The organism is Legionella moravica DSM 19234 (assembly GCF_000423305.1).
In the GTDB taxonomy this organism is placed as follows: domain Bacteria; phylum Pseudomonadota; class Gammaproteobacteria; order Legionellales; family Legionellaceae; genus Legionella; species Legionella moravica.
On sequence record NZ_AUHS01000024.1, the window covers coordinates 15,476 to 39,409 of the forward strand.

The following is a 23,934-nucleotide window of genomic DNA, read 5'->3' on the forward strand; positions in this document are numbered from 1 at the left end:
AAATTCAATTCGCTCTAATGAATCAAATGTTTTAACATGCTACAAAATTTAAATTTGATACACAACATGAGTAATTGAACAACCATTAACAGATTTTTTTTATCTCTTAGGGTTGTTTAACATTTTTAAATTTGCTTTAATTCGCAACGTGCGTTTAAACACCACTATGGAAAAAAAGTAGGCTTGACGGATTCAACTCACCCAATCAGGCTGGATGACTGCAAGTTAGAAACTATGGAAAACGGATTATGTCTAACGATCTGGCTATTTATTTAAGCAAACAATTACTTTGGCATACACTGCTTATAGCAGCACCCATCATTTTCGTTGCCCTGATTAGCGGCTTAATCATTTCAATTCTTCAAGTTGTCACTCAAATCCAGGACTCTACTTTAAGTTTTATACCCAAAATATTAGCGGTAGTACTGATGCTCATGCTCTGCGGAGAATGGATGTTGCATACTCTGATTGAGTTTGCCCAAGGAATTTTTATCAGCATACCGGGAATAATCAAGTCATGACAATCTCTACAGCCTGGTTAATCCAACTCATGTTCATCACGATTCGTCTTGGCACTGTCTTATTGTTTGCCCCTGTTCAGGCAATACATCAACTTCCGTTAAAAGTAAGACTGCTCTTTGTATTTGCTTGCAGTGCTCTAGTAAGCTGTAGCCTGTCAGCACATGTACCGCTTGATAACCTGCACATTTTATTGGGTGGCATCGCTGAATTCGCCAATGGATTAATACTCGCAACGGGCCTGTTTGCAGCTTTTACCGTATTTCAAATCGCGGGACAATTAATAGATAACGAGACCGGACTCAACTCTCTAGCGATATTTAATCCAGCTGAACACAGTCAGGAACCTTTATCCAGTCGATTATTAACCATGCTGGCCGTGTTATTCTTCTTTGGTCTCGATGGTCATCTATGGCTGTTCAAAGGATTGTCATACTCCTTTGTCATCATTCCACCTGGAGCCATTGCTCTATTTGCAGGTTTCATCCCCATTATCAAACAATTTGGCTTTATGTTTAGTGTGGGCTTTATGATAGCCAGCCCAATTATCCTGGCTTTATTGGCGCTGGATCTGTTTGGTGGACTGCTCACCCGAAACATACCCCAAATAAGCAGCTATTTCCTGATCCTGCCTCTTAAGATTTGTCTCGGTTTATTTTTGCTGTCCATGATGCTCGGCAGTATGTACCCTATTTCGAATAGGGTGTTTGAACGATGTTTTCAAACCTGGCAGGACATCATGTCATGAGTGAAAAAACCGAAAAACCCACACCTTACAAATTACAAAAGGCCAAGGAAAAAGGACAGGCTAGCAAAAGTATTGAATTAACGACGTGTACTGCTCTGCTTGTCATGATTGGCATGATCAGTGCCTTATGGCCAAAGCAATTATATGAAATTAAATCCATGCTTCGACATATACTTCATTTTGCAACGCATCTTCAATTCAATTCTGACAACATCATGCATCTTCAGCAGTTCATACTGTCTCAACTGCTAAGCTTATGGTTGCCTTTTGCTTTGGCAAGCGGATTAACCATTATCCTGTGCACCCTGGCTCAGACAGGTATCATCTGGTCTACAGTCCCCTTAATCCCGGATTTTAAACGTCTCAATCTGATCCAAGGCTTCAAAAAGTTGTTCTCAATCAAAACAGCTGTTGACGCAATAAAGAACTCCTTCAAATTAGGATTGGCCTTCCTTCTTCTTTTTTTAATTATCAAGGCTCAATTAACCAATATTCTCCACTTAATAATCAGCAAACCCTCTCAGGATCCTGAATTAATGATGGGATTTTTGTTAAAACTCAGTGTGCAATTACTCATACTGCTTTTAATCATTGCTCTGTTTGACACCTTTTTTACCCGTTGGAAATTCAAAAAAGACAATCGGATGAGCAAGCAAGAAATCAAGGATGAATACAAACAAAGGGAAGGCGATCCTAAAATCAAAAACAAGATACGACAGTTACAGCAGCAACTGCGCCAAAAAACGGCCTCATTAAAAGAAGTAAAAAATGCTGATGTTGTGATAACCAATCCCACCCATATCGCTATTGCGCTTCAATATGAACGAGGCTCCATGCCTGCGCCCAAAGTAGTTTGTAAGGCACAAGGAGAGATGGTCAAGGAAGTAAAAAAACTGGCAAAAAAGTACAACGTACCCACAATAGAAAACAAAGCCCTGGCTCGTCTGTTGTTCCAAACTGTAGAGCTGAATCAGTGGATTTCCAGAGATTTATATCCCTCAGTAGCCAATATCTTCAGAGAGATCTATGCGTTGGGAGGAACACATGACCAGTAAATCAAATTTTTTAAATAGCAGCAGTGAACTGATCATGATAGCTTTGGCTACAGGAATTTTGTTCATCCTGTTCATCCCTATTCCTGCAGCATTATTGGATCTTCTCCTAATTGTCAATTTCAGTTGGGCACTAACCATTTTATTGCTGACTTTTTACACCGATAAACCATTAAGCTTTTCAACATTTCCAGCTCTTTTGCTCATATCGACGCTATTTCGGTTGGCACTCAATATTTCAGCCACCCGCCTGATTTTATCAGATGGTGATGCCGGAAAAGTCATTCAAGCCATGGGACATTATGTGATTCATGGCAATTATGTAATGGGGCTGGTTGTTTTCCTAATCCTCATCATCGTCCAGTTCATTGTTGTCACAAATGGCGCTCAGCGTGTTGCAGAAGTAGCTGCGCGATTTACCTTAGACAGCATGCCTGGAAAACAAATGAGCATCGATGCTGATTTGAATATGGGCAGTATTTCGCAGAGCGAAGCAAAAAGCCGTCGATCACAAATTGAAAAGGAAGCTAACTTTTATGGTGCTATGGATGGAGCGAGTAAATTTGTCAAAGGCGATGCCATAGCAGGAATCCTGATTATTCTTGTAGACATCATTGGCGGATTTGCCATAGGTCTTATCCAGCGGGGATTGAGTTTTTCTGAATCAATTCAAACCTACACACTTCTGACTGTGGGTGATGGGCTTGTAACTCAAATTCCAGCGCTGATTATTTCAACAGCAACAGGAATTATCGTCACTCGTGCCGCTACAGATGCTCAATTAGGTAGTGAAGTTGCGAAACAAATCGGTTCCTATCCCAAAAGTTTAATTATGGTTTGTTTGAGTTTAACCGGCCTTTTGTTTGTAAAAGGAATTCCGGCTGTTCCAGTGATGTTTATTTTAAGCCTGTTTGCCGGAAGCACCTGGTTTGCCCTTAAAGCGAAAAAAGAGGAGAGCTTTGAAGAGGCAGAAGAGAATCTTTATGAAAAAATTCGCATCCATCCTGTTGCAATCAATCTGAATAAAGAACTGTATAGCCAATTAATTCACTGCGAGAACCACCTGCTCGACTCCATTCAAGTCATTAGAGAACGAATTGCTTTTGATTTGGGTTTTGTGATTCCTGAAGTTAAAATCAAAACAGATAAAAAACTTGGATTTCCCTTATATTCCATTTGCATCCAGGGCAATAACGACGGAACAAATCCTCTGCATCTGGATAAAACCTTAGCCATTGTTTCAACACGCACCAAGACCGATCAATTACCTTCAGGAATTGAAGTACGCGATCCCAGCTATGGTCTCCCGGCCATTTGGATTGATCCTCAAAACAAGCAAGACGCCCTGGATAACGGATTCACCTTATGTGAACCGCTTATGGTATTGACAACCCATCTCAATGAAACCATCAATACTCACATTGCAGAACTATTAACTCGAGAAGAAACAGAGCAATTATTAGTTCAACCAGGAGTTAAAGCTCTAAGTGAAGAACTCATCCCCTCTCTTTTACCCTTGGGCCATGTTCAACGCATCCTGCAAAACCTGCTTAAAGAAAAAGTATCTATTCGTTATTTAACTCAAATACTGGAACTTCTTTTAGAACATGCAAAAAAAATACCCGATCCCGTTCAACTGACTGAATTGGTGCGTTCAGGTTTGGCCGTACCCATTTGTCAAAAGCTGCTTGTTAATCAAGAGAGTTTGCATGTGCTGACGCTGGAGTCCAGCCTCGAACAAAAACTCAATCAAAACATCCTCAATAAAGAATATTTTTCATTGGAACCCGGCTTAACTGAACGTCTGATTACCTCATTGGCAAATCAGGTAGAGCAGATGCTAGGTGAGCGGAAACGCCCCATCCTGCTTTGCTCATCGCAATTAAGGCGGCATTTAAAACAATTAACTCAAAGAGTAATTCCTCATTTAACGGTACTGGCGATGAATGAAATTCCAGTCAATGTTCAAGTGGAATCCTTTGGGGTTGTAAAATAAGGAATTAAGATGTTGGATGCTATAACCGCAACACAATTCGCAATGGAATTTGATCAATTAAAACTGCAGTCAATCAGTCAAAATGTTGCGAATATGAATACCCCTGGATTTAAAAGACAGCTGGTAGAAAGTACTGGTTTTGATGAGCAGCTTGAACCTCAAATCAATAATGCACTACACAACATACAAAGAACGCAAATAAGCATCCAGGGGACCTTAAGTCAAACTCATAACCCTAACGATTTAGCCTTGACTGGGGACAGTTATTTCCAGGTTCAAAGCGATCATGGGATCTTCTATACGCGGCGTGGCGATTTTCAAATCAATAATCAGGGTGAATTATGTACTGCTACGGGTGAAACGGTACAAGGAAAGGCAGGCACTATTAAGGTTGACGACAACAGTTTTACTGTTGATACCCAGGGCGCTCTGTATATTGATCATCATAAAGTAGATCAGCTCAATATAGTCCGCTTCAACCAAGCCCAATTACTGGATTACGTTGGTAATGGGCTCTATCAAACCAATGAGTCACCCAATCCAATTGATGGTTCTACACGTGTATTACAAGGCTTCGTTGAGCAATCCAACATAAAATCCATTGACGAGATGATGGACATGATAAAAACCTCTCGTCACTTTGAAGCCAGCCAACGAGTGATGCGAACAGCAGATAATCTGCTATCAACTGCAATTAATCAGTTAGGAGAAGGAAATGTCTGACGCACTTTCAATTGCCGCAAGTGGTCTTAAATCCGAAGAGTTTTATATTGATAAAATTGCCAATGATTTGGCTAATCTCAATACCGCTAATTACAAAGCTACTAAAATAACGTTTGAAGACGTACTGTATCAGAATATCAATGGCGAACACTCACTATTCAGTAATCAAGCATCCATAAAACTGGGGTTGGGAACTGCTGTTTATAAGTCAGGAAAAGATTTTTCTACCGGTCCATTAAAATCCACGAATAACTGGAACGATGTAGCAATTAATGGAGTTGGTTTTTATCAAATCCTTAATGTTGATGGTACGATTGCTTATACACGTAATTCTACCCTGAGTATTGATTCTGACCGCTATCTTACAACACAGGATGGATTGCGATTAGCAGATAACATTCAGATTCCTGATGATTTCACAAAAATCACCATACAAGCTAATGGTGATGTCGAGGTCATGTTGAGTGACGAAACTGAACCTCAATTACTCGGCACCATTCAACTGGCCAAATTTATCAACCCAGAAACATTAAACCCGGTTGGTGCTGGAATTTACCTGCCAACCGATGAATCCGGAGATCCGTTGATAGACAATCCCGGCAGTAGCGGGCTTGGAGCCTTGGCGCAAAACCAAATTGAAGGCTCGAATGTCGACATGGTGAACTCGCTGATGCAATTAACTATGGCGCAGCGAGTCTACCAATTAAATGCGAAAGCCGTACAAATTGCTGATGAACTGGAAAAATTGACTAATGAAATTCGTGATTAAGCTCATGCTTCCTTTTGCATTAATGGTACCAGCGCATGCTAAAACCCTGATAAGGTTTCAAAAGCAGATTACCGCTCATGCTTGCTATTTGGGTGATCTGATTAATGTCAGTAGTGATAGAAGTGAGTTAATGAAACTACCATTGGACAGTCATCCAAAACCAGGGGAAACAATCAGCAGAAAACAAATCGTTGATTGGGTAATTCAAAAAACTGGTCCTTTAGACTATCAATGGAAAGGAAAAAGCACCGCCCAGGTTCAACAAGTGGTTCGGGCTACAGGAAATGAACTACGTCGTAAAGCTCAAACTGAATTAGAACATCAATTAAGTAAAAGATACGATACCATTACACTAAGTCCCAAGGGATTAGTTAAAGACAGTGAGTTTCCTTTATCTGAATTTCATGTAGAACTACCTGAAACATACCCGCCAGCAAAACAAATCGCTGTTCGTCTGATACATGGCAAATACTCTATCCCTGTCTGGTTCAAGATTAGTGCCTATCAATCAGTGCTGGTGGCCAAACGCCCGATCACTAATCGAACCCAATTGCAACAAACGGATTTCATTTTAAAAAAACGAGATGTCGCTGGTTTAAAAGACAAACCGCTAACCACACTACCTCAAGCGATTTGGCTAAAAAAATCAATTAATAAAAATCATATTGTAACATTCAGTGATGTAGCCCCTACACCACAAATTATCAAAGGACAATGGGTTCAGGTCACTGTATTCAATCGAGGCATCTCCTTATTATCCAGAGCGATAGCAGAACAAGATGGATATACCGGTCAGTTGGTTCGCATGAAAAATCCCCTGTCCAATAAATACTTTGTAGCGAGAGTTATCGCATCGCATCAAGCCGAGATTTCATCATGAACAAGTTAATCATTCTGTTACTCACTGCGCTTTTTTCACCACAAATGAGCTGGGCTATCAATTTATTCAATGAAGAAATCTATCGCCCTTTAATTGCTGATCGGGTCGCTTCATTACCCGGAGACATACTGACTGTCATTGTTTTGGAAACCTCGAATGCCCAAACCAGCGCTGACCTATCTTCTGGAAAAGAGATAAAATCAGCTTTGGAAGTTGGATACAACAAAAACAATCATGAAGTAGAGTTTGGTCTGAAAGGAAAAGGGAAAACAGCAGCCAAAACAGGACGTAATGGTAAAATTAAAGCCTCGTTAACGGTGCAAATCAAGCAAATATTCCCGAACAATACCTATCTTGTAGAGGGCATGCAAACCATTACCATTAATGGTGAACAACAGCACATCCTCCTAAGCGGCATAGTCCGGCCTGAAGATATCAGCCCGCAAAATACTCTATTATCAACTCGTTTGGCAGACGCTCATATCACCTATGCAGGAAATGGTTCGGTTTCAGACTCTCAGACTCGTAATTATTTCTATAAAGTTCTCTCATTTGTAGGGCTAGTCTAATGAATAAATTAATCTCCCTGCTCCTGTTCATTAGCTCAATAACCCTGCAACACAATGTCTATTCCGCTGTTCAGTTGAAATCACTGGCGCGTCTTTCGGGATTACAGGAGAACCCAATTAGCGGTTATGGACTGGTCATAGGATTAGCCGGATCAGGCGATTCCCGACGGAACAAAGACACAACTCAGGCAATCTCCAATTTGTTACGGACTTTTGGCGTCAATATCAATCCGAGTGAGATTAACAGCAGAAATACTGCCACGGTTATAATTACTGCCAATCTTCCATCTTTCGCTCATCAAGGCGATAAAATTGACATCAATGTCGCTTCACTGGGGGATGCGAAAAGTCTGCTGGGCGGCACCCTTTTGGTAACACCGCTTAAAGGAGCGGATAATCGCGTTTATGCACTGGCTCAAGGCCCAATTTCTATAGGCGGATTTAAATACGATCTCTATGGCAATGTGATTCAAAAAAATCATCCGACTACTGGCTTGATTCCCGGTGGGGCTATAGTTGAAAAAACGCTGTACAATGACGTTGTCGATAAAACAGGAGACCTGCATTTAATTTTAAACCATCCTGACTTTACTACTGCAGATCATATCGAAGCCGCCATCAACAAAAAATTTGGTAAAAATACTGCCCTGGCACGTTCTGCTCAAGATATTGAAATTCATCCTCCCCTGCCCTACAGAAAGCGTTTTATTCGTTTTGTGAGTCAATTGGAACACATTGAGATCACTCCCGATCACTTACCTACTGTTGTAGTCAATGAACGAACAGGGGTAGTTGTAGCCGGAGCCGATGTAAAAATTGACGCCGTCACTATATCGCATGGCAATTTGCAAATAGCCATTGCTACTGATTTTAACGTTTCTCAACCCACTCTGATCCAAAACATGGGCAGACAGGTTCGCACAACCGTGACGCCATCAACCAACATCAATGTGAAAGAGGCTTCTGCAAATACAGTAGAACTGAATCAGGGGGCTACTGTAGCAGACTTGATTGCGGCATTAACCAAAGTTCAGACGTCAACCCGAGACATCATTGCAATCTTGGAAAGTCTGCAACGGGCTGGAGCATTGCATGCTGAACTGGTCATTCAATAAGGAAGATACTATGAACACAGACTCAACTATAGAACTGGTCAGCATGGCACTGGACGCATCTTTGATGCGGCAAACAGCCATAGCGAATAATATTGCCAATAGCAACAGCACGAATTATCAGACTATGGAAGTCAATTTTGAACAGCAATTAAATGAAACCCACTTCATTGGCAGTTCAGAAGAACTGTCCACTATCAAGCCTTATTATCAATTGAGCGATCACCCATCCTCTATTGATGAACAAATGGCATTAAACGTCCAGAACATGACTCATTATCGTGCCTTAATCAAAGGCTTAAATCAAAAATTCTCAATTATGAAACTGGCATTACAAGGAACTAACTCATAATGAATTACGCTCAAATTTATGCGATTGCCACACAGGGTATGAATGCAGAAAAACTTCGTGTTGATGTAGTCGCCAATAACATCGCGAACCAGCACTCATTAAAAACTACGGATGGATCCTTGTTTCAAGCCAGTCAGGTTGTCACCACGGCAAAACCGTTCTCTGCCTTATTAGAAGGAGATGAAACCGGGATTGATTCTGTGGACATCATTTCAAAAGAAATACCTCCCAACAAGGTATATCAACCTTCTCACCCGGCGGCAGACAAACAAGGCTATGTCACCTACCCAGGCATAAGCACCATTGATGAAATGACCACGCTATTACGCGCTTCACGTGCTTATGAAGCGAACATCAAGATCATCAACACAGCTCACAGCCTTTATTTACAAGCCCTAACTATTGGAGAAGAACGATGAACATTGCCTCGGTGAACAACCTGTTTTTAAACACAATGACTCCGTCAATAGAACGTACTGAACAGCCCAAAACAACGTTCTCCACCTTGATGGAGGAAAAAATTACTGAAACCAATAATCAGCTCAATGCAGCAGATGAAGCGTTGACTCAGTTAGCCAGTGGTCATGCAGAAAATCTGCATCAAACCATGATCACCCTGGAGCAAGCCAAATTGTCCTTCCAGTATTTAGAACAGATTAGAAACCGCTTGATGACTGCCTATCAAGAATTATTAAGAGAGCAAATCTAAAGTGAATTATCTACAACAAATACAATTTTGGTTCAATAATTTATCAATACAGCGCAAACTGAGTTTAACCTTTTCCCTGATGCTGATTCTTGTCGTTACATCCTGTGCAGGATGGTGGCTGTTATCGCCAAGTTATGAAGTGCTTTTTAATCACTTAGAGGAAGAGGATGCCAATAAAATTGTAAGCCAACTGGAACAAGCACATATCAATTACCAGTTAAAAAATGACGGCAAAGACATTTTCATTGATAAAAATCTGGTTGCCAAAACCCGCCTTAAAATTATGGGCAGTGGGATGCAATTGGCTGGCAGCGTTGGTTTTGAGCTCTTTGATAAAAGTGACTTCGGAATGACCGATTTCTCGCAAAAAATCAATTATCAACGTGCCTTACAAGGTGAGTTGGAACGAACCATCTCCAGCCTGGAGGAGATTCGACAAGCCAGGGTTCATTTGGTTATTCCTGAACATCATCTTTTTGATAATACCCGCAATCAGCCTAAAGCAGCAGTGACTCTGCAATTAAAACACAATCTGACCACCAAACAAGTTCAAAGCATACAGCAATTGATTTCGGCAAGCATTGATCATTTGACGACTCAAAATGTAATCGTGGTCGATCAAAACGGCAATACACTCTCTCAAGTAGAGACAGACGAATCAACCAGTCATTTCAAAACCAAGAAAACTATTGAACGTTATCTAAACGATAAAGTAACGCAAATTCTTCATAAAATTTTTGCCAACCGACAGGTTATGGTGAAAATTGATGCGGCCATTAACTATGATGAGTTACAAAGGGAATTAATTAAACCTCAAACTCAGGGATTAATTACTCATGAAAAAGAAATAACTCACTCCTCCCCTGGCAAAACTGATAAAGACAAACGCAATCAGGACGTCACTCGTGAAAAATCCTACCAATTAGGGAGCGAAAAAGAATTATTCAAGAAAGCCAGCGGAACAATAGAGCGCCTGACTATCAGTGTGATTGTGCCCCACAATACGCCCTCCCACATTTTGGAGCAGATACGAAGACTTGTAAAAACCACTGTGGGTTTCAATGAACAACGTGGGGATGTGATTAACGTTGAAGCGTTGATCGAACCAACCGATGCCCAAAGCATGGAACCACCAGCCCTGCCGCCCACAATCGCTCCCCCAGCTCTGGAGGAACAATCTCGTTTGCATGTCCCACTGTATTTTTGGGTGATATGCCTGGTTGTGAGTAGCGCATCCGTTTTGATGATTAGAAAAGCTCGGCACAAAAAGCGCGAACTTTTATTGCTCGAATTAACACAATGGTTGTCTCACCATGAATAATCAATTCAAAAAAATATTATTAAAAATAGCTGCCCTGTGTAAATCCGATCAACAATGGATCCTGAATCAACTCACAGAGAAGCAACAACAGCAGTTTGAGTTAATGCAAGGAACGCCATTACTCACTCAAGCGCACAGATTCAGGAAGTTAACACATCAGGAATCAGTCCAGGTACCTCAGAAATCCAGACTTCCTGCATTGTGTCATGATCTGATGGAACAGGATTTATTATACATCGCCATCATCCTGGAACAGGGGCAATTTGCCTGGAGCGATCAATTCATCGAATCACTTCAAGAGGGTGAGGCAATTCATCATTTACTCAATGACCAGGTCAAAACGCTAAAAGCAGATACTAAAGCGCGCCTGTTTCAGCACTGGCAAATCCAACTTGAATTTGATGATCAACTGGGGATGCATTATGGCTAAAATAATACACCAGGCTTTGATCAGTCATGAAACAGTCGCTATTGGCTTGAAACCTGAAATCATTCCTGATGAAAGTGATCAGCAGTCTCTAGTGACTCTCCAGAGCAATGAAACTGATTTGGAAGAACTGCAAGCCCAAGCGTATCAACGGGGTTTTATATCGGGACAAACCGAGGGAAAGTTACATGCAGAACAACAAATGGCTCAATCAAAACAAGCCCTGGAGATACTGTTATCAACAATTCCTCAAGCCATAGAGCACAATCGACTGGAATTGCACAATGAAATTGCAGATATTATTTTATTAATTACCCAGGAATACTTCATCGAGCAACAACAAAAGCCAGAAGCGCTCCATCAACGAATCAACCAAATATTAAGCCAGTTAAATAACAATCAAAGCATCGAATTACACCTGCATCCTGAAGAAATAAAAACAATGCACCAGTTCAATATCAAATTGGAAACAGCCCATCTTAAGGGGTTATTAATAAAAGCAGATCCTGCTCTTGCCCCTGGAGGCTGTGTCATAAAAACGGAGCACGGAGTTTTTGATGCCAGTCTGGAAACACGTCTTGAACGATTAAAAGAAATGCTCTCTCAAATGAAACATGGGAGGCACCATGCACTCCTGGATTAACCAACTCCAAGCTGTAGAGCGATTAGGGGAAATTGACCAATGTGTTGGCTTAAAGCTGGTAGCCAACGGACCACCCCACGCCTTTATTGGCGAGGTCTGTGACCTGTTAGATCAGAATCAGAAACTGATTTCGAAAGCAGAAGTAGTTGGTTTTGCAGAAGGTAAAGTATACCTGATGCCCTTTGATACGGCCCCAATCCGTATGGGATATCGAGTGAGAGCAACAGGTAGTTCAGTAACAATTAATGCATCCTCATCTCTGCTTGGGCATGTGGTCGATGCGTTTGCTGCTCCCATCGACCAACCGGTTTCATGTTCAGTAACCAAAAACATGTCGACTCACAACAAAAAAATTAATCCCTTTATCCGTAAACCCATTACGGAACGTCTTTTCACAGGAGTTCATGCTATAGACAGTTTGCTTCCTCTAGGAAAAGGGCAACGAATCGGTGTGTTTTCCGGCAGTGGTGTTGGCAAAACAACCTTGATGGCTCAGATTGCACAACAGAGCACCAGCGACATCAACATTATTGCTTTAATTGGTGAACGCGGAAGAGAAGTGAATGAGTTTATTAACAACCATTTGAGCGAGTCCAACCTGAATAAAACAATTCTGGTAGTCGCCTGCAGTGATGAACCCGCATTGATAAGGCGTCAGGCAGCATATACCGCAACAGCCCTTGCGGAATATTTTTGCCAACAGGGAAAAAATGTCCTGTTATTTATGGATTCAATTACTCGCTTTGCCATGGCACAAAGAGAAATTGGCTTAAGTTTGGGAGAGCCTCCAACTGCTCGTGGTTATACACCAAGTGTTTTTTCGATGTTGCCAGGATTAATAGAACGAACAGGCAACTTTCAGAATCAAGGAAGTATCAGTGCCCTATACACCGTTCTGGTCGAAGGTGATGATTTTAACGAACCATTGGCAGATCATATGCGCGCCTTATTGGATGGTCATATCGTTCTCAAACGGGAGTTAGCCCAACGAGGACATTACCCGGCTATCTCGATACTGCATAGCATTTCACGTTTGGCCAATCAACTCTTGTCAGAGGAGGATCAAAAAGTAGTTAAACACGTGATTTCTACTCTGAGTCTTTATCAACAAAACAAGGATCTGATTGAGCTTGGTGCTTACAAACCAGGTACCAACCCCTTATTGGATCACGCAGTTAACCGCATCGACTCTATTAATAAGATATTAACCCAGGATGAGGATCATCATTTATCGTTCAGTGAACTCATCCAACGCTTTAAGGAGATTCTGCAATGAGTCAAACTCTAACGGCTCTAATGACCCGATTAACCTGGCAAAATAATGAGCTAAGCATCCATCTGCAGGCGGCAGAAGATGAATCGCGAATCGTGATGCAACAAATCCTGGAGTTGGAACACACCATAAATCAATCGTGCATTACATCCATGAGCATCAATCCAGAGTTGGAAATCAATAAATTAAATTTTCTTACCCAGCAACAAGAAAAGAAAGACGAATTAGTAATGATTTTAAAAAATCATCAAGCCCTGGAGGCCAAGCTAAAGGATAAATTGCTCCGCATCAAAACAGAAATCAAAATGCTGGAGCAATACATGGAGCGAGAACAAGATGCTAGCAGACAGCACCAAATAAAATCACAGGAAGGCGCTCTTGAAGAATGGGTGCTTCAAAACAGGAAGTCCGTATGAAAATAAGTAATGACTCAGTATTAACATGGAATCAAAACGTTCAGAAGAATCAAACGACTGAGTCTGGTTTTGACGATTGGTTAAAAACTCCAACCAAACAAAACAGTGGAGATGAGTTTTATTGGCAACATCAAAGTCAATTGCAGCAGTCCTGTTTAAAGTTTGAAAATCATTCGGAGCACGTGCAACATGAAGAAACGAGTCTAAAAACCAGTGAAATAGACAATGTAATCGCCACACTCTATTCAGCCCCTAATAATGTTGATGCTCCGATGCAGTCAACGATGGATCACTCTAAACCGTCCGCCCTTCATCTTCCTAGACTGCAATCTACAGAATTCATGAGAACCATAGCTGCCCTGGAGCAGAATTGTTCACAAACGCTTGCTCCAGAACCTAATTCTTATTCAGGCAGATCAGCACCAGATAAAAGTACATCGGAACAACCCAATTCAGTTGACTACACAACCCATAACACAGGTCAATTTAAAAATTATCACCTTTACATTCAAAACGATCAGGTTGAGTTATCTCTACATGCCGAAGATCTGAATAAAGAGGAACAATTGGAACTGAAACAGATGATAAAGCTCAATTTAAAAAATAAAGGTCTTTCTTTAAAACAGTTACTGATTAATGGAGTACAACATGACTGAACCCGTGAGTGCCTCCGGAGTGAGCCAGGCAGATTACCTAAAACTCTTCATGCAGGAATTAACCTATCAGGATCCATTAAAGCCGGTTGATAACCGTGAGTTTATGGCTCAAATGGCACAATTCTCAGCCTTACAGGAAGCAAGAACAACCAATGATCATTTAACTCAACTACTGGGTATGACCAGTGGAACCCAAAGTCTCGGTTTATTAGGTAAAAAAGTACGAGTAAAGGACATTGAAGGTGAGGGTCAAGTCACCAAAATCGAATTTATTAAGGACTCACCTCCTCTGGTCACTGTAGCCATGAGTAACGGGGACATTCCCAAAATCGAACTGGGCCAAATAACTGAAGTCAGGGAGCGATAATGAGCAACACGTACTATACAAGTTTGTCCGGTATGATTGCCGCCAGCTATGGCTTACAAAATACATCCAACAATGTCGCAAACATGCAAAGTCCGGGGTTTAAACGCAATGATGTTTTTTATTCCTCTTTAGGTAATGGCAATGGTGAAGAAGGACTGGGATCAGGAGTCTGTGTTGGCGGGCATGGAACCAATTTTAGCGCTGGAAATTATCTCGAAACAAGTAATCCTTCTGATTTAGCCATAATTGGGCAAGGTTTTTTCGTCCTCAGGCTTAAAAGCGGTGAGCTGCGTTATACTCGTGATGGTGAATTTGAATTCAACAACGATGGCATCTTAATCGACAAACACAGTGGTGGTGAAGTCCAGGGATATAATAATGCCGGTAACCTGGTACCCATTCATGGTAAAGGGCCAAAAAATTCTGAAGGCAAAGCCAGCCATGAAATTTTTTTAAAAGGACAATTCATCTTACTGGAAAAAACAGAGACCGAACAAAAAAATGATCCCAGTCCACTTAAAAACAATTATAAAAATATTACCTTTTCCATTGCGAAAATTTATGACAAACAGGGTAAGGCACATCAAGTACAACTCGAGTTCGAATCGACTCGTGTGCCCGTTAACCAAAGTACTGGCGCAATAGATGATAAGGGTACAAGCTGGGATTTAGTCAGAGTGACCTACGATGATGCAGATATTGATCTTGGTTTAAGTAATCAAAAAATCATCTTCAATGGCCTTTCTCAGGGAGCCAATCTCGAAAACGGTTCCATTCAATTTAAAATCAATGGCGATCAAGAGATAAAACTGCAATTTGGCAGTTACAAAGATGGTTCTGATAGCTCTGTTCAACTCAAGGAATCAAAACTAAATCCCGAAGGCACTAAAATTGAAGCCTATCAAAACGATGGATACGGTGAAGGAAAACAAATCAGTTTTTCATTTGATGAAAACGGACAGATTTCCTATCACTACGATAATGGTCAAGCCATCCAGGGCATATATGTTGGCCTGGCTCGTTTTGATGATTTGGAACACACGCTGGTTCAGACCCATGACAACTTGTTTCAAGTAAAAAATGATCGAGGAACCCATTTAGGCCGCGCGAATAAAAACGGATTTGGCAGCATTAAAGCGAAACAACTGGAATCGTCCAATGTCGACTCCACAACTGAATTTGCCAATATCGTCATTTTACAACGCATGTTTCAAGCCTGTTCTCAAATCATGGATATCGATAAACAACTGCTAGAGGAGCTGGAGTCACGATGACGAAACCCTTTCGATTAATTAATTCATTTGAGCTTCAGGAACTTTCCCGACAGTTACTTGGCGTAATAAACGATTGGAACACTCGGTACAGTCTGAATCCGGTGACTATGGAGCTTCATTTACCGCCCAAAGAGTGCTCACCCTTTGAGGGCTATTTGATTCAAGACAATGCGAGCACTTTGGCTTGTATTGACGTTCATTATTTGAGCACTTTAAATCAGGCTTTATTTGGTAAAGACAGCCCTTGTTTTAATTCAGTAAGTGAAGAACTGTTTTCCGTTCTAATCCAACAAATCCTGAAAGTAGATGCATGCACCGTGGATACTAAAACCTGCTCGGTTAATAAGTGGTTTTACCGAGGCTCAACAAGCTTGTTGCTCCGATTAACCTGTAATGCAAACCAATTTACCCTGGTTCTTCATCCTGACTGGGTTTATCAGATCCTTCCAAAATGGAACAGCAGAAGCACTAAGCCCATTGCCCTCGAAGAAGCATTATCGGATCAACAAATAAAGTTCACTCTTGAGTTAGATCCCATTACCCTGCCATTGCATCAACTCATGAGCTTATCATCGGGAGATGTCATTGCAACAGATCATCCTACCTGCACGCCGGTGTCGTTAACACACAATCATCAATTGATTGCCCGTGCAGAATTGGGCAAATCCGCAGAATATAAATCAATAAGTTTAAAAGGAGCATCATGAATACAACGGTTAAAAAAGTAGTACTGGCGGAACACCATCCTCAACCAGAAACTCAAGCAATACATCACAATTATCTGGGGCTGATAGAACATGTTGAAGTTCAATGCACCATCCGAATCGGCACTCTCAAATTAACAATAGCCCAATTAAAAGAACTGAAATCCGGCCAGATAGTCCATTTAGAGCAAAAAACCAACGAGCCAGTCGAGGTGCTTGTTAATGATAAAGTCATTGCTAAAGGCGAGCTAATGAGCCATGAAGACAAATTCGCTGTCCAGATTACAGAGGTGCTGTGTTGATGAAACGATTGTTCGTGTTTCTATTCATTTCCTGGATGCATCCTGTATCAGCAAACCAGACACTGAACTTTAAAAAGGAGCTGGTAACGAACACGCATTGGTCTCCTTATGTGGTGGTGCTTTTTGTGTTGATCGCGGTTTTGATAACTCTGGTGCACTATTCAAAAAAATCAAAAAGTACGAGTTCCCAATGCAAAGTCATTGAACAATTATCGGTATTCAACAAAACCAAAGTTTTTATTATAGATTATCAAGGGAAACAGTTTTTATTGGCAGATAATCAAAACGCTTTGACTATTCTTCCCTTGCAGGACATTGAATGACATCATGAAAAATCACTCACAACCCAGTATTGGGGAAACATCCCCTTCCAGGCTAAACGTTCGTTCTGAGAGCATCCCAAAGTCAAATGCAGCCAGAGGATTCGTTCTCATCGTTTCTCTTCTATTATTGTTCGTTCCAATAAATAGCGCTTTGGCAAATACTCAATTAGGTCCCATTCAATTCGATCACGATAATCTATCTCCTGCCTTGCAAGCATTCGCGCTTCTGACTGTCTTAAGCCTCGCACCCAGCATTCTCATTATGCTCTCTTCATTTACTCGAATTGTCGTTGTTTTATCGATGCTGCGCAACGCCCTAGGATTGCAACAAACGCCCCCCAACACGGTCATTATCAGCCTGTCCCTGTTTTTAACTCTGTTCACCATGATGCCCGTAGCCAAAACAATTTATACCGAGGCCTACCAACCCTATGAGGCAAAACAGATCGATACCAAAACTGCACTGAGCAGTGCGGCCAAACCTTTAAAACAATTTATGATTAAACAGACCAGAGAAAAAGACATGCAGGTTATTTTGCAACTGGCAAAGGAACCCTTACCCGATTCAGCAGATGAAATCAAACTGTATCATCTGATTCCGGCCTTCATATTAAGCGAATTACAAACAGCTTTTCAAATAGGTTTTATGATTTTTCTGCCATTTTTACTTGTTGATTTAATTGTATCCGGTATTCTTATGACCATGGGCATGATGATGATGCCGCCTATGAGTATCTCCTTGCCAATAAAAATTTTACTGTTCATTCTCATCGATGGTTGGGACTTAATCACTCAGGCTTTAGTGGGTAGTTTTACAGGATATTAGTAAGGATAATCACGATGAATAAAGAGAGAATACAGGCTCTAATTAATTCTGATTTGGACGAATCGGAAATAGCAAAGGAATTAATAAATTGGTTTATCATCGAGCCTGATTTGATTCATTCACGTTATATATTGGATAGAACAGTCTTCCATCTATTAGTCATTAAAAATAAACCACTGGTTCTGAACGAGCTATTAGAAGATACTTCCTGGAACATACTACAGACTAAGCCCTGGCTTGAAATTGCGGCCACCCCTGACAGAAATGGCTTTACTCTATTCCATTACACGGCACAAAGTGATGAAATTGCCAGTGCAACAATGGATGTCCTGTTTAAATTTTTACCCAAGCATGTTAATGTTCCAAATAATCTGGGTAACACCCCTCTGCATGAAGCAGTAATAGCGCAAAAGCTATGGGCAGTAAAAAAGCTGGTAGACAACAAATGCGACCGATCCGTAAAAAATAATCATAAAAAAACTGCCCTTGAACTGCCAGAAATCAACCCGAAATTACGATTGGCTCTTTTGGCTATTGATCTGAGTAAATTAAAATCCCTGGATCTAAGATTTCGATCTCCAGCTTCAAGCCATGGAGAGGCAAGCCCGTCAAGCCTGGGCAGCTTACGTGAATCCTGTCCATTGCTTTCAACCGGACGTTCCTCTGATGCGTCGTCATCGACATCAAGAAGTATTGAACCCTTACATTCATCATTAAGATATTCAGACCAGGGAATGTCAGAATCCGATACTTCTGATTTCGATCTTGATCACGAAGCAGAAGTAGATGGAATTGAGGTTATTGGGAATAAAAAAGTTTTTCAACTCTTAAAAAATCTGGTGATTAACTATCAAACCAATAAACGTTCCGTCATCTCTGCATCATTACTCTATGAATTCAATGAACTCTGCACGAAGAGTTTATTGTCCGATGACTTTGTGCTCAGTCAAGAACCATTTTTTCAAAATCCAGAAAACAGTGAACTAATCCATAACATAATCAGCGGGATGTATCTTCGTGTTGATGCACTGTACTCTCGTATTCAAAATAAAACATCTACATTAAACAATGACTTTCTTTACATGCTTGCACCACATATTTCAATTGCCGACTCGAATCCACTGTGTCCACCTGAATTTAACTCAGAGACAAAAGAAAGCCAGGCATTGGAAAACTTATGGCTACTTACTGCATGCCAAACATCTCACACCTCAACACGAAAATTTGATTTTACGATGATAACTCATCGTGCTATTGGGATCCTCAGTTCACTTTCTCTACTTCAGCTATTAATTCATTTAAGGTCGTTATATCCCTATTTTGATAAAGACCAGAAAATAGTAGCAAACTTCATAGTAACGCAATTGATTTATTACAAAGCAATTGACGCGGTGAAACCAAAAACAAAAACGGCGATACAACTTCGATTTTTAGCGAAATTAAATACTGATGAAGAGAAGGGCTTGGGACAACTCGGAGTAGATATCAACAATCATCTCTTTAAAATCAATGACTTATGCTCCACTTACCTCAAACGTCCTTTATTGCGTAATTATTATATTTTAAACCAGGGTATAAGTTCACCTGATATCATTAAATTTAATCCATCATTTGATACTATAGTAGATCAAGCGCTCTCAAAAACCCGTGCCAAAAGAGATGAAGAAGTACAAATCATCGCCCATGAACTGAGAATGTTCACCGTTTCTTTTTATCAAAAGGTGTCTATAACAGAGTTTCATAATAAAAACTGGGAAAAAATGGATCTCTGTCCTAATAGCGAGAAGGAAGAACATCATTGTGACAGCAATTGTGTCACTGTAGGAAAAAGCACTCTGGCACCTAATATTATTGAATTTACTGAGAATTTCAACAAATTAAGTAATTACTTCGTCGTAAAAATATTAGATCAGCCCATAAAAAATTTAAAAAACGCACTACAGCTTCTTATTGAAATAGGTCAAGCGTTATGCCCATTAAATGATGAACAATACCCTGACATCAATCATTTAATGGTAATTAGCAGTATAATTAACAATACCAATATCTCTCGACTCGTCAATTTTGCTAGAGACTTATCAGCTGAAGATAATGCCTATCTCCAGGAAATTGATACCATAACCTCTGGAACTAAAAATTATTTGATGATGCGCAATGTGTATTCACAATTTAGAACGACACTACCGTTCCTGGGATTAATAAAAAGAGATATAACCTTTGCACACGATGGCAATGCCCATTCAGAACCATTAGTGCGCGCTGAGGCATTTGGTGAACTATTAAAAAACCTGTTGTCTATTAAAATATTAATCAATTTTGAACGAACTCATTTCCGAACTGATTTTCCTGTATTTTTAAAAGCATATCAATGTCTTGATGAGGATAATGTCCTCAGAGCCTCATTAAGAAAAAAACCAAGAAAAAATGATGTCATCCATTGGGAACATTCCATTGAAAATATGAGTTGTAATTTAAATACGTTGATTAAGGACTATTTATCCAATGATATAATTCCATCAGTTATCACCTCTAAAAAAACATACAAACCCAAACATTTACCCTCATTTTTAATAAATTCAATCAAATCACTGATTAAAACATTTAAAAGAGAATTTGACCCAAGTCACCCTGAGCACAATGACAATTTATTCATATTGCTCAGCATTTTAAGCAAATTATCGATTGCCATTCCTGAGTTGTTCAGAGTAAATCAATTTTATTACAAGGAAGATGAGTTAACTGTAATGAAAAGTGTTCATTTACTGCTAGTAAAACTGAATGAATTAAAAAAATCAATACAACCATCAATGCCCTTATTACTGGAACAGAAAGACAAAAAAAATCCTGATGATAACGATACAGAATTAGGCAAAACCTCGAAAAAAAGAAGAAGCTCTCATTTTTTACCGGGATACAGCATATTTAAATCAGGAATTGAACGTCAGGATATTGCTGTAGCAGGATGCAGTTCTGATGCATGCTCGGCAACAGAACAGGTATTAAAGTGAACAAATTGCAGGCTAGATTAAGCCTGCCAGCCAAAAGAATAAAAAACTCTCCCACCAACCAAACGAATAGAAGCGTACTTTATCGTGTTACCAGGCGCAAAGGTTGGTGGAAAACCAATCATGTCGAGACCATTTATTCAAGCCTCAGCTGGATATATCACGGAATTTTCGTGATTCCCATACCATATTTCCTCCTCGCTTAAAGTCGTCTCGATAAATTCAACGGGTACACCCTGCTCGGCGATCATGGCAACTTTAAAACCGGAAAAGGGTTCATAAGGCTGCAAAATCACCTCTTTTCCTTGAATTGCCAACTCCAGATTATCCACTTTAAAGGCTATATGAGGCTTGGATTGAATCAAAGGATGCAAAGGGCAGCCCTCTTCAAAGCGATGGTATTGAACCCTGAATTCACTGTCTTGACCGCCACTGGTATGCATTTTAAACGTAGAACTGTATTGTTCACCTTCCCTAATCTCCGAAGTTGGAATTCCGGTATGATGGTATTCGTATTTGATTGTACGAACAGTCATAATGCGCTCCTGTATTAATTCAATACAGTCATTGTATTATTTAACACCCCAAGATGTAAATTGATAAAAAATTCATATATTATGAACTTAAAGTTCACAATTAAAAGCGTCATGCATTTTTATAATCCATTAAACTAAAAAACACGCTTAAGAAGGACTGAAAGATGTTGGATTTTAAAAAAGAGGTCATTGCTGCGGAACAACGTATCCGCACCTCCATTCGTGAGACACCATTGGAGCATTCATTATCCATTAGTAAACTCACCCAAACACAGTGTTATCTGAAATGTGAAAACCTGCAATACACCGGATCGTTCAAAGTAAGAGGCGCACTCAACACGTTGTTGTCTTTAACTCCAGATCAAAAAAGCCAGGGGGTGGTCACCGCATCATCTGGAAATCATGGTGCAGCCGTCGCTTTTGGAATCAAAAAATTAAACATCCCGGGCTTAATTTTTGTGCCGGAACATGTGTCCCCTACCAAAGCAGACAATATTCGCCAGTATGATGCACAACTCAAACTTTATGGAACAGATTGTGTACAAGCTGAATTTCACGCCATAGAATACGCCACACTTCATCAAAAAACATACATTTCACCTTACAATAATGCGCAAGTTATTGCAGGCCAAGGCACTCTGGGGCTTGAACTGTTAAGACAATTAAATCAAATCGATGTGATTCTGGTGCCTGTTGGCGGAGGAGGATTGATTTCAGGAATTGCAGGTTTTATAAAAGCCGTATCACCCCGGACAAAAGTGATTGGCTGCTTGCCGGAACATTCACCAGTAATGGCTGAATCCATAAAAGCTGGAACGATTATCGAAATGAACAGCTTACCCACCCTTTCGGACGCAACTGCTGGTGGTATAGAAACTGGCGCCATGACTTTTAATTTATGTCAGCGTTATGTTGATGACTGGATTCTGGTTTCTGAACAGGAGATAAGTAACGCCATCATAACTCTGCTGCAAACACATCATATGCTGGTGGAAGGTGCCTCAGGAGTCGCTCTGGCCGCACTGATTAAAAATGCAGAACACTTTTCCAGCCAAAATGTGGTTGTTGTATTAAGCGGGGCTAATATCGGTCTTGATACTTTAAAAACAATTTTAATTTAATCCTGAAAGAGAAGCTGACCTGACACCTAAACAGGAATCACTTTATTTATTTAATTCTATAGGTATACTATGTGTAAAGTTTAAGCTAATTGGCCTATAAACAGAGCTTAATTTAAATTAGGACTCAATATTTATTTAATTTAAAACAGAATGGGCCTGGTGCTGATTTTCTGCAACCCTATGATAATAAATGATGTATTTACAACTAAACGAAAAACATTTCCGACGAAATCGCAGTAGAGACAGAGAATTTGGGGATATATTCAACAAAACCTCCAGAGGTTTAAACAGTTTAATGCCTCTGATTATCACCATGTTTTTTACCCCGGCCTTAATTACCACAACCCTCTTTTCAAAAGAAATTATTCTTATCCTGGCCAATCTATCTCTCAGTTTGGGCTATCTGACTAACTTTGCCTACAGAATTTATAAAAATCAGGTAAGTAAATCCGAACTATTTGTATCCTTTATTTCCTTGATAGCATTCCTGACTCTGGCTTATGTTCTTTGCCCCCCTATTGCGACCCTCACGTTTATCTCTGCTCTTACAGCAATTAATATGATGGCTGTGGCAGTGAATCTGTTTTTCTTGATCAAACACGTGATTGTCCCCCCCTGTAAAAAACTCATCGAAAATGTTGCCCAATTTTTAGGTTTTGATATTGCAGGACGATATTATTCCAAACCACCATTAACTCTTGAAAACGATCGTTTTATTATCGATCATTTACTCAGAACCACCTACAAACATGACAGTTACTCCCCTGAGTTTGAGCCTGAAGAGCTGGAACGCTTTAACAACATGCTCACTAAATTGAGCCAGTATATCGACAAATACGATGAATCCCTGCTGGGTTATATTAATAACCAGGCCGTTATTGCTGATCTGGAAGATCAAATAGCCAAGTTAACAACTCAGGGCAATCCCGATGCAGGCTATACATTCCTTCGTAAAAAAATTGGATTCAAAACTACAAAAATACATCTTCTGGAAGAGGCCAGAGCAAAATTATTATCCGAACTCGAATCACCTAAAGACACTAAATTAATGTTCCGATTTTTTAAAGGTGTGGAGGAAACGGATTATGTATCGAACCCTCAGCCTGTTCTAAGAGAAGGTTTAGAATCCCTGCAAAATGAAATTCAAAGGCAGCAGGATAAGATAGCGTCTCTAAACGCCTGTTTGCCTAGCCCAGGCATTCAGTAAAATAAAATGTAACATAATCAACTGGCTTAGCTAACGCTAGTAATGACTTACTTTGATGCAATAAATACATTGTGTTCCTATAACCAGGAAAAATCGAGGACCGA

General features: G+C 40.2%; 28 protein-coding genes. 27 read left to right on the forward strand and 1 reads right to left on the reverse strand.

Translation table 11 applies throughout. The annotated features are described in order from the left end of the window. The first annotated feature begins 248 nt into the window (after positions 1-248). The 25 genes from fliQ to G543_RS17355 are packed head-to-tail and all read left to right on the forward strand — an operon-like array spanning position 249 to position 20,969. A complete protein-coding gene (gene fliQ / locus G543_RS0106845) occupies positions 249-521 on the forward strand; it encodes a flagellar biosynthesis protein FliQ (RefSeq protein WP_028383862.1) in 273 nt (90 codons plus the stop codon). Further along, positions 518-1,267 carry a flagellar biosynthetic protein FliR gene (locus G543_RS0106850; protein ID WP_028383863.1) on the forward strand — a complete coding sequence of 250 codons (750 nt, stop codon included), beginning with the start codon at positions 518-520 and terminating at the stop codon, positions 1,265-1,267. The genes fliQ and G543_RS0106850 overlap by 4 nt, the downstream gene beginning before the upstream one ends. After that, a complete protein-coding gene (locus G543_RS0106855; RefSeq protein ID WP_028383864.1) occupies positions 1,264-2,322 on the forward strand; it encodes an EscU/YscU/HrcU family type III secretion system export apparatus switch protein in 1,059 nt (352 codons plus the stop codon). Before G543_RS0106850 ends, G543_RS0106855 begins: the two co-directional genes overlap by 4 nt. Beyond that, on the forward strand, positions 2,312-4,315 hold the full coding sequence (locus G543_RS0106860) for a flagellar biosynthesis protein FlhA (protein WP_028383865.1): 2,004 nt from the start codon (positions 2,312-2,314) through the stop codon (positions 4,313-4,315). Before G543_RS0106855 ends, G543_RS0106860 begins: the two co-directional genes overlap by 11 nt. A gap of 9 nt (positions 4,316-4,324) precedes the next feature. Continuing rightward, on the forward strand, positions 4,325-5,038 hold the full coding sequence (locus G543_RS0106865) for a flagellar hook-basal body protein (protein WP_028383866.1): 714 nt from the start codon (positions 4,325-4,327) through the stop codon (positions 5,036-5,038). Continuing rightward, positions 5,031-5,807 (forward strand): flagellar hook-basal body protein, encoded by a 777-nt coding sequence (locus G543_RS0106870; protein WP_028383867.1) that lies wholly within the window; start codon positions 5,031-5,033, stop codon positions 5,805-5,807. Before G543_RS0106865 ends, G543_RS0106870 begins: the two co-directional genes overlap by 8 nt. Next, complete coding sequence (gene flgA / locus G543_RS0106875; RefSeq protein ID WP_028383868.1) at positions 5,791-6,687, forward strand: flagellar basal body P-ring formation chaperone FlgA; 897 nt, start codon at positions 5,791-5,793, stop codon at positions 6,685-6,687. Before G543_RS0106870 ends, flgA begins: the two co-directional genes overlap by 17 nt. Further along, positions 6,684-7,256 (forward strand): flagellar basal body L-ring protein FlgH, encoded by a 573-nt coding sequence (locus G543_RS0106880; RefSeq protein WP_028383869.1) that lies wholly within the window; start codon positions 6,684-6,686, stop codon positions 7,254-7,256. The genes flgA and G543_RS0106880 overlap by 4 nt, the downstream gene beginning before the upstream one ends. Then, positions 7,256-8,371, forward strand: a complete 1,116-nt coding sequence (locus G543_RS0106885) for a flagellar basal body P-ring protein FlgI (protein ID WP_028383870.1) — start codon at positions 7,256-7,258, stop codon at positions 8,369-8,371. The genes G543_RS0106880 and G543_RS0106885 overlap by 1 nt, the downstream gene beginning before the upstream one ends. Positions 8,372-8,381: 10 nt before the next feature. Further along, on the forward strand, positions 8,382-8,720 hold the full coding sequence (locus G543_RS17335; protein ID WP_133141374.1) for a flagellar basal body rod protein FlgB: 339 nt from the start codon (positions 8,382-8,384) through the stop codon (positions 8,718-8,720). Next, positions 8,720-9,139 carry a flagellar basal body rod protein FlgC gene (gene flgC, locus G543_RS0106895; RefSeq protein ID WP_028383871.1) on the forward strand — a complete coding sequence of 140 codons (420 nt, stop codon included), beginning with the start codon at positions 8,720-8,722 and terminating at the stop codon, positions 9,137-9,139. Before G543_RS17335 ends, flgC begins: the two co-directional genes overlap by 1 nt. Continuing rightward, the gene (gene fliE, locus G543_RS17340; protein WP_051190625.1) at positions 9,136-9,429 is read left to right on the forward strand and encodes a flagellar hook-basal body complex protein FliE; all 294 of its coding nucleotides are present in this window, start codon (positions 9,136-9,138) and stop codon (positions 9,427-9,429) included. The genes flgC and fliE overlap by 4 nt, the downstream gene beginning before the upstream one ends. Position 9,430: 1 nt before the next feature. After that, positions 9,431-10,750, forward strand: a complete 1,320-nt coding sequence (gene fliF, locus G543_RS18365; RefSeq protein WP_028383872.1) for a flagellar basal-body MS-ring/collar protein FliF — start codon at positions 9,431-9,433, stop codon at positions 10,748-10,750. Beyond that, positions 10,743-11,180 (forward strand): hypothetical protein, encoded by a 438-nt coding sequence (locus tag G543_RS0106910; protein WP_028383873.1) that lies wholly within the window; start codon positions 10,743-10,745, stop codon positions 11,178-11,180. Before fliF ends, G543_RS0106910 begins: the two co-directional genes overlap by 8 nt. After that, positions 11,173-11,820 carry a FliH/SctL family protein gene (locus G543_RS0106915; RefSeq protein ID WP_028383874.1) on the forward strand — a complete coding sequence of 216 codons (648 nt, stop codon included), beginning with the start codon at positions 11,173-11,175 and terminating at the stop codon, positions 11,818-11,820. The genes G543_RS0106910 and G543_RS0106915 overlap by 8 nt, the downstream gene beginning before the upstream one ends. Next, positions 11,804-13,096: a FliI/YscN family ATPase gene (locus tag G543_RS0106920; RefSeq protein ID WP_028383875.1), complete on the forward strand. Its 1,293-nt coding sequence runs from the start codon at positions 11,804-11,806 to the stop codon at positions 13,094-13,096. The genes G543_RS0106915 and G543_RS0106920 overlap by 17 nt, the downstream gene beginning before the upstream one ends. Further along, positions 13,093-13,509 carry a hypothetical protein gene (locus G543_RS0106925; protein ID WP_028383876.1) on the forward strand — a complete coding sequence of 139 codons (417 nt, stop codon included), beginning with the start codon at positions 13,093-13,095 and terminating at the stop codon, positions 13,507-13,509. Before G543_RS0106920 ends, G543_RS0106925 begins: the two co-directional genes overlap by 4 nt. After that, positions 13,506-14,165, forward strand: a complete 660-nt coding sequence (locus tag G543_RS0106930) for a hypothetical protein (RefSeq protein ID WP_028383877.1) — start codon at positions 13,506-13,508, stop codon at positions 14,163-14,165. The genes G543_RS0106925 and G543_RS0106930 overlap by 4 nt, the downstream gene beginning before the upstream one ends. Further along, complete coding sequence (locus tag G543_RS0106935; RefSeq protein ID WP_051190627.1) at positions 14,158-14,532, forward strand: flagellar hook assembly protein FlgD; 375 nt, start codon at positions 14,158-14,160, stop codon at positions 14,530-14,532. Before G543_RS0106930 ends, G543_RS0106935 begins: the two co-directional genes overlap by 8 nt. Next, a complete protein-coding gene (locus tag G543_RS0106940; protein ID WP_028383879.1) occupies positions 14,532-15,806 on the forward strand; it encodes a flagellar hook-basal body complex protein in 1,275 nt (424 codons plus the stop codon). The genes G543_RS0106935 and G543_RS0106940 overlap by 1 nt, the downstream gene beginning before the upstream one ends. Continuing rightward, complete coding sequence (locus G543_RS0106945; RefSeq protein ID WP_028383880.1) at positions 15,803-16,513, forward strand: FliM/FliN family flagellar motor switch protein; 711 nt, start codon at positions 15,803-15,805, stop codon at positions 16,511-16,513. The genes G543_RS0106940 and G543_RS0106945 overlap by 4 nt, the downstream gene beginning before the upstream one ends. Then, positions 16,510-16,812 carry a FliM/FliN family flagellar motor switch protein gene (locus G543_RS17350; protein WP_051190628.1) on the forward strand — a complete coding sequence of 101 codons (303 nt, stop codon included), beginning with the start codon at positions 16,510-16,512 and terminating at the stop codon, positions 16,810-16,812. The genes G543_RS0106945 and G543_RS17350 overlap by 4 nt, the downstream gene beginning before the upstream one ends. Next, a complete protein-coding gene (locus tag G543_RS0106955; protein ID WP_028383881.1) occupies positions 16,812-17,135 on the forward strand; it encodes a flagellar biosynthetic protein FliO in 324 nt (107 codons plus the stop codon). The genes G543_RS17350 and G543_RS0106955 overlap by 1 nt, the downstream gene beginning before the upstream one ends. Positions 17,136-17,139: 4 nt before the next feature. After that, on the forward strand, positions 17,140-17,961 hold the full coding sequence (fliP, locus tag G543_RS0106960) for a flagellar type III secretion system pore protein FliP (RefSeq protein WP_081675642.1): 822 nt from the start codon (positions 17,140-17,142) through the stop codon (positions 17,959-17,961). Positions 17,962-17,975: 14 nt separating this feature from the next. After that, entirely contained in the window at positions 17,976-20,969 is a 2,994-nt protein-coding gene (locus G543_RS17355; protein ID WP_051190629.1) for a RasGEF domain-containing protein, read from the forward strand. A 137-nt stretch (positions 20,970-21,106) separates the two neighbouring features. Here the strand turns inward: G543_RS17355 and G543_RS0106970 are convergent, their stop codons facing one another. Further along, the gene (locus G543_RS0106970) at positions 21,107-21,502 is read right to left on the reverse strand and encodes a hypothetical protein (protein ID WP_035921656.1); all 396 of its coding nucleotides are present in this window, start codon (positions 21,500-21,502) and stop codon (positions 21,107-21,109) included. 164 nt (positions 21,503-21,666) lie between these two features. Between G543_RS0106970 and G543_RS0106975 the strand changes: the two genes are divergently transcribed. Together G543_RS0106975 and G543_RS0106980 are read left to right on the forward strand one after the other, a co-directional pair. After that, positions 21,667-22,623: a threonine/serine dehydratase gene (locus G543_RS0106975; protein ID WP_028383884.1), complete on the forward strand. Its 957-nt coding sequence runs from the start codon at positions 21,667-21,669 to the stop codon at positions 22,621-22,623. Between the two features lie 190 nt (positions 22,624-22,813). Further along, entirely contained in the window at positions 22,814-23,830 is a 1,017-nt protein-coding gene (locus G543_RS0106980; protein ID WP_028383885.1) for a hypothetical protein, read from the forward strand. Positions 23,831-23,934 lie beyond the last annotated feature (104 nt).

Coding starts and splice junctions, on each gene's coding strand:
- fliQ (WP_028383862.1), top strand. CDS start 249: ATGTCTAACGATCTGGCTATTTATTTAAGCAAACAATTACTTTGGCAT.
- G543_RS0106850 (WP_028383863.1), top strand. CDS start 518: ATGACAATCTCTACAGCCTGGTTAATCCAACTCATGTTCATCACGATT.
- G543_RS0106855 (WP_028383864.1), top strand. CDS start 1,264: ATGAGTGAAAAAACCGAAAAACCCACACCTTACAAATTACAAAAGGCC.
- G543_RS0106860 (WP_028383865.1), top strand. CDS start 2,312: ATGACCAGTAAATCAAATTTTTTAAATAGCAGCAGTGAACTGATCATG.
- G543_RS0106865 (WP_028383866.1), top strand. CDS start 4,325: ATGTTGGATGCTATAACCGCAACACAATTCGCAATGGAATTTGATCAA.
- G543_RS0106870 (WP_028383867.1), top strand. CDS start 5,031: ATGTCTGACGCACTTTCAATTGCCGCAAGTGGTCTTAAATCCGAAGAG.
- flgA (WP_028383868.1), top strand. CDS start 5,791: ATGAAATTCGTGATTAAGCTCATGCTTCCTTTTGCATTAATGGTACCA.
- G543_RS0106880 (WP_028383869.1), top strand. CDS start 6,684: ATGAACAAGTTAATCATTCTGTTACTCACTGCGCTTTTTTCACCACAA.
- G543_RS0106885 (WP_028383870.1), top strand. CDS start 7,256: ATGAATAAATTAATCTCCCTGCTCCTGTTCATTAGCTCAATAACCCTG.
- G543_RS17335 (WP_133141374.1), top strand. CDS start 8,382: ATGAACACAGACTCAACTATAGAACTGGTCAGCATGGCACTGGACGCA.
- flgC (WP_028383871.1), top strand. CDS start 8,720: ATGAATTACGCTCAAATTTATGCGATTGCCACACAGGGTATGAATGCA.
- fliE (WP_051190625.1), top strand. CDS start 9,136: ATGAACATTGCCTCGGTGAACAACCTGTTTTTAAACACAATGACTCCG.
- G543_RS0106910 (WP_028383873.1), top strand. CDS start 10,743: ATGAATAATCAATTCAAAAAAATATTATTAAAAATAGCTGCCCTGTGT.
- G543_RS0106915 (WP_028383874.1), top strand. CDS start 11,173: ATGGCTAAAATAATACACCAGGCTTTGATCAGTCATGAAACAGTCGCT.
- G543_RS0106920 (WP_028383875.1), top strand. CDS start 11,804: ATGCACTCCTGGATTAACCAACTCCAAGCTGTAGAGCGATTAGGGGAA.
- G543_RS0106925 (WP_028383876.1), top strand. CDS start 13,093: ATGAGTCAAACTCTAACGGCTCTAATGACCCGATTAACCTGGCAAAAT.
- G543_RS0106930 (WP_028383877.1), top strand. CDS start 13,506: ATGAAAATAAGTAATGACTCAGTATTAACATGGAATCAAAACGTTCAG.
- G543_RS0106935 (WP_051190627.1), top strand. CDS start 14,158: ATGACTGAACCCGTGAGTGCCTCCGGAGTGAGCCAGGCAGATTACCTA.
- G543_RS0106940 (WP_028383879.1), top strand. CDS start 14,532: ATGAGCAACACGTACTATACAAGTTTGTCCGGTATGATTGCCGCCAGC.
- G543_RS0106945 (WP_028383880.1), top strand. CDS start 15,803: ATGACGAAACCCTTTCGATTAATTAATTCATTTGAGCTTCAGGAACTT.
- G543_RS17350 (WP_051190628.1), top strand. CDS start 16,510: ATGAATACAACGGTTAAAAAAGTAGTACTGGCGGAACACCATCCTCAA.
- G543_RS0106955 (WP_028383881.1), top strand. CDS start 16,812: ATGAAACGATTGTTCGTGTTTCTATTCATTTCCTGGATGCATCCTGTA.
- fliP (WP_081675642.1), top strand. CDS start 17,140: ATGAAAAATCACTCACAACCCAGTATTGGGGAAACATCCCCTTCCAGG.
- G543_RS17355 (WP_051190629.1), top strand. CDS start 17,976: ATGAATAAAGAGAGAATACAGGCTCTAATTAATTCTGATTTGGACGAA.
- G543_RS0106970 (WP_035921656.1), bottom strand. CDS start 21,502: ATGACTGTTCGTACAATCAAATACGAATACCATCATACCGGAATTCCA.
- G543_RS0106975 (WP_028383884.1), top strand. CDS start 21,667: ATGTTGGATTTTAAAAAAGAGGTCATTGCTGCGGAACAACGTATCCGC.
- G543_RS0106980 (WP_028383885.1), top strand. CDS start 22,814: ATGATGTATTTACAACTAAACGAAAAACATTTCCGACGAAATCGCAGT.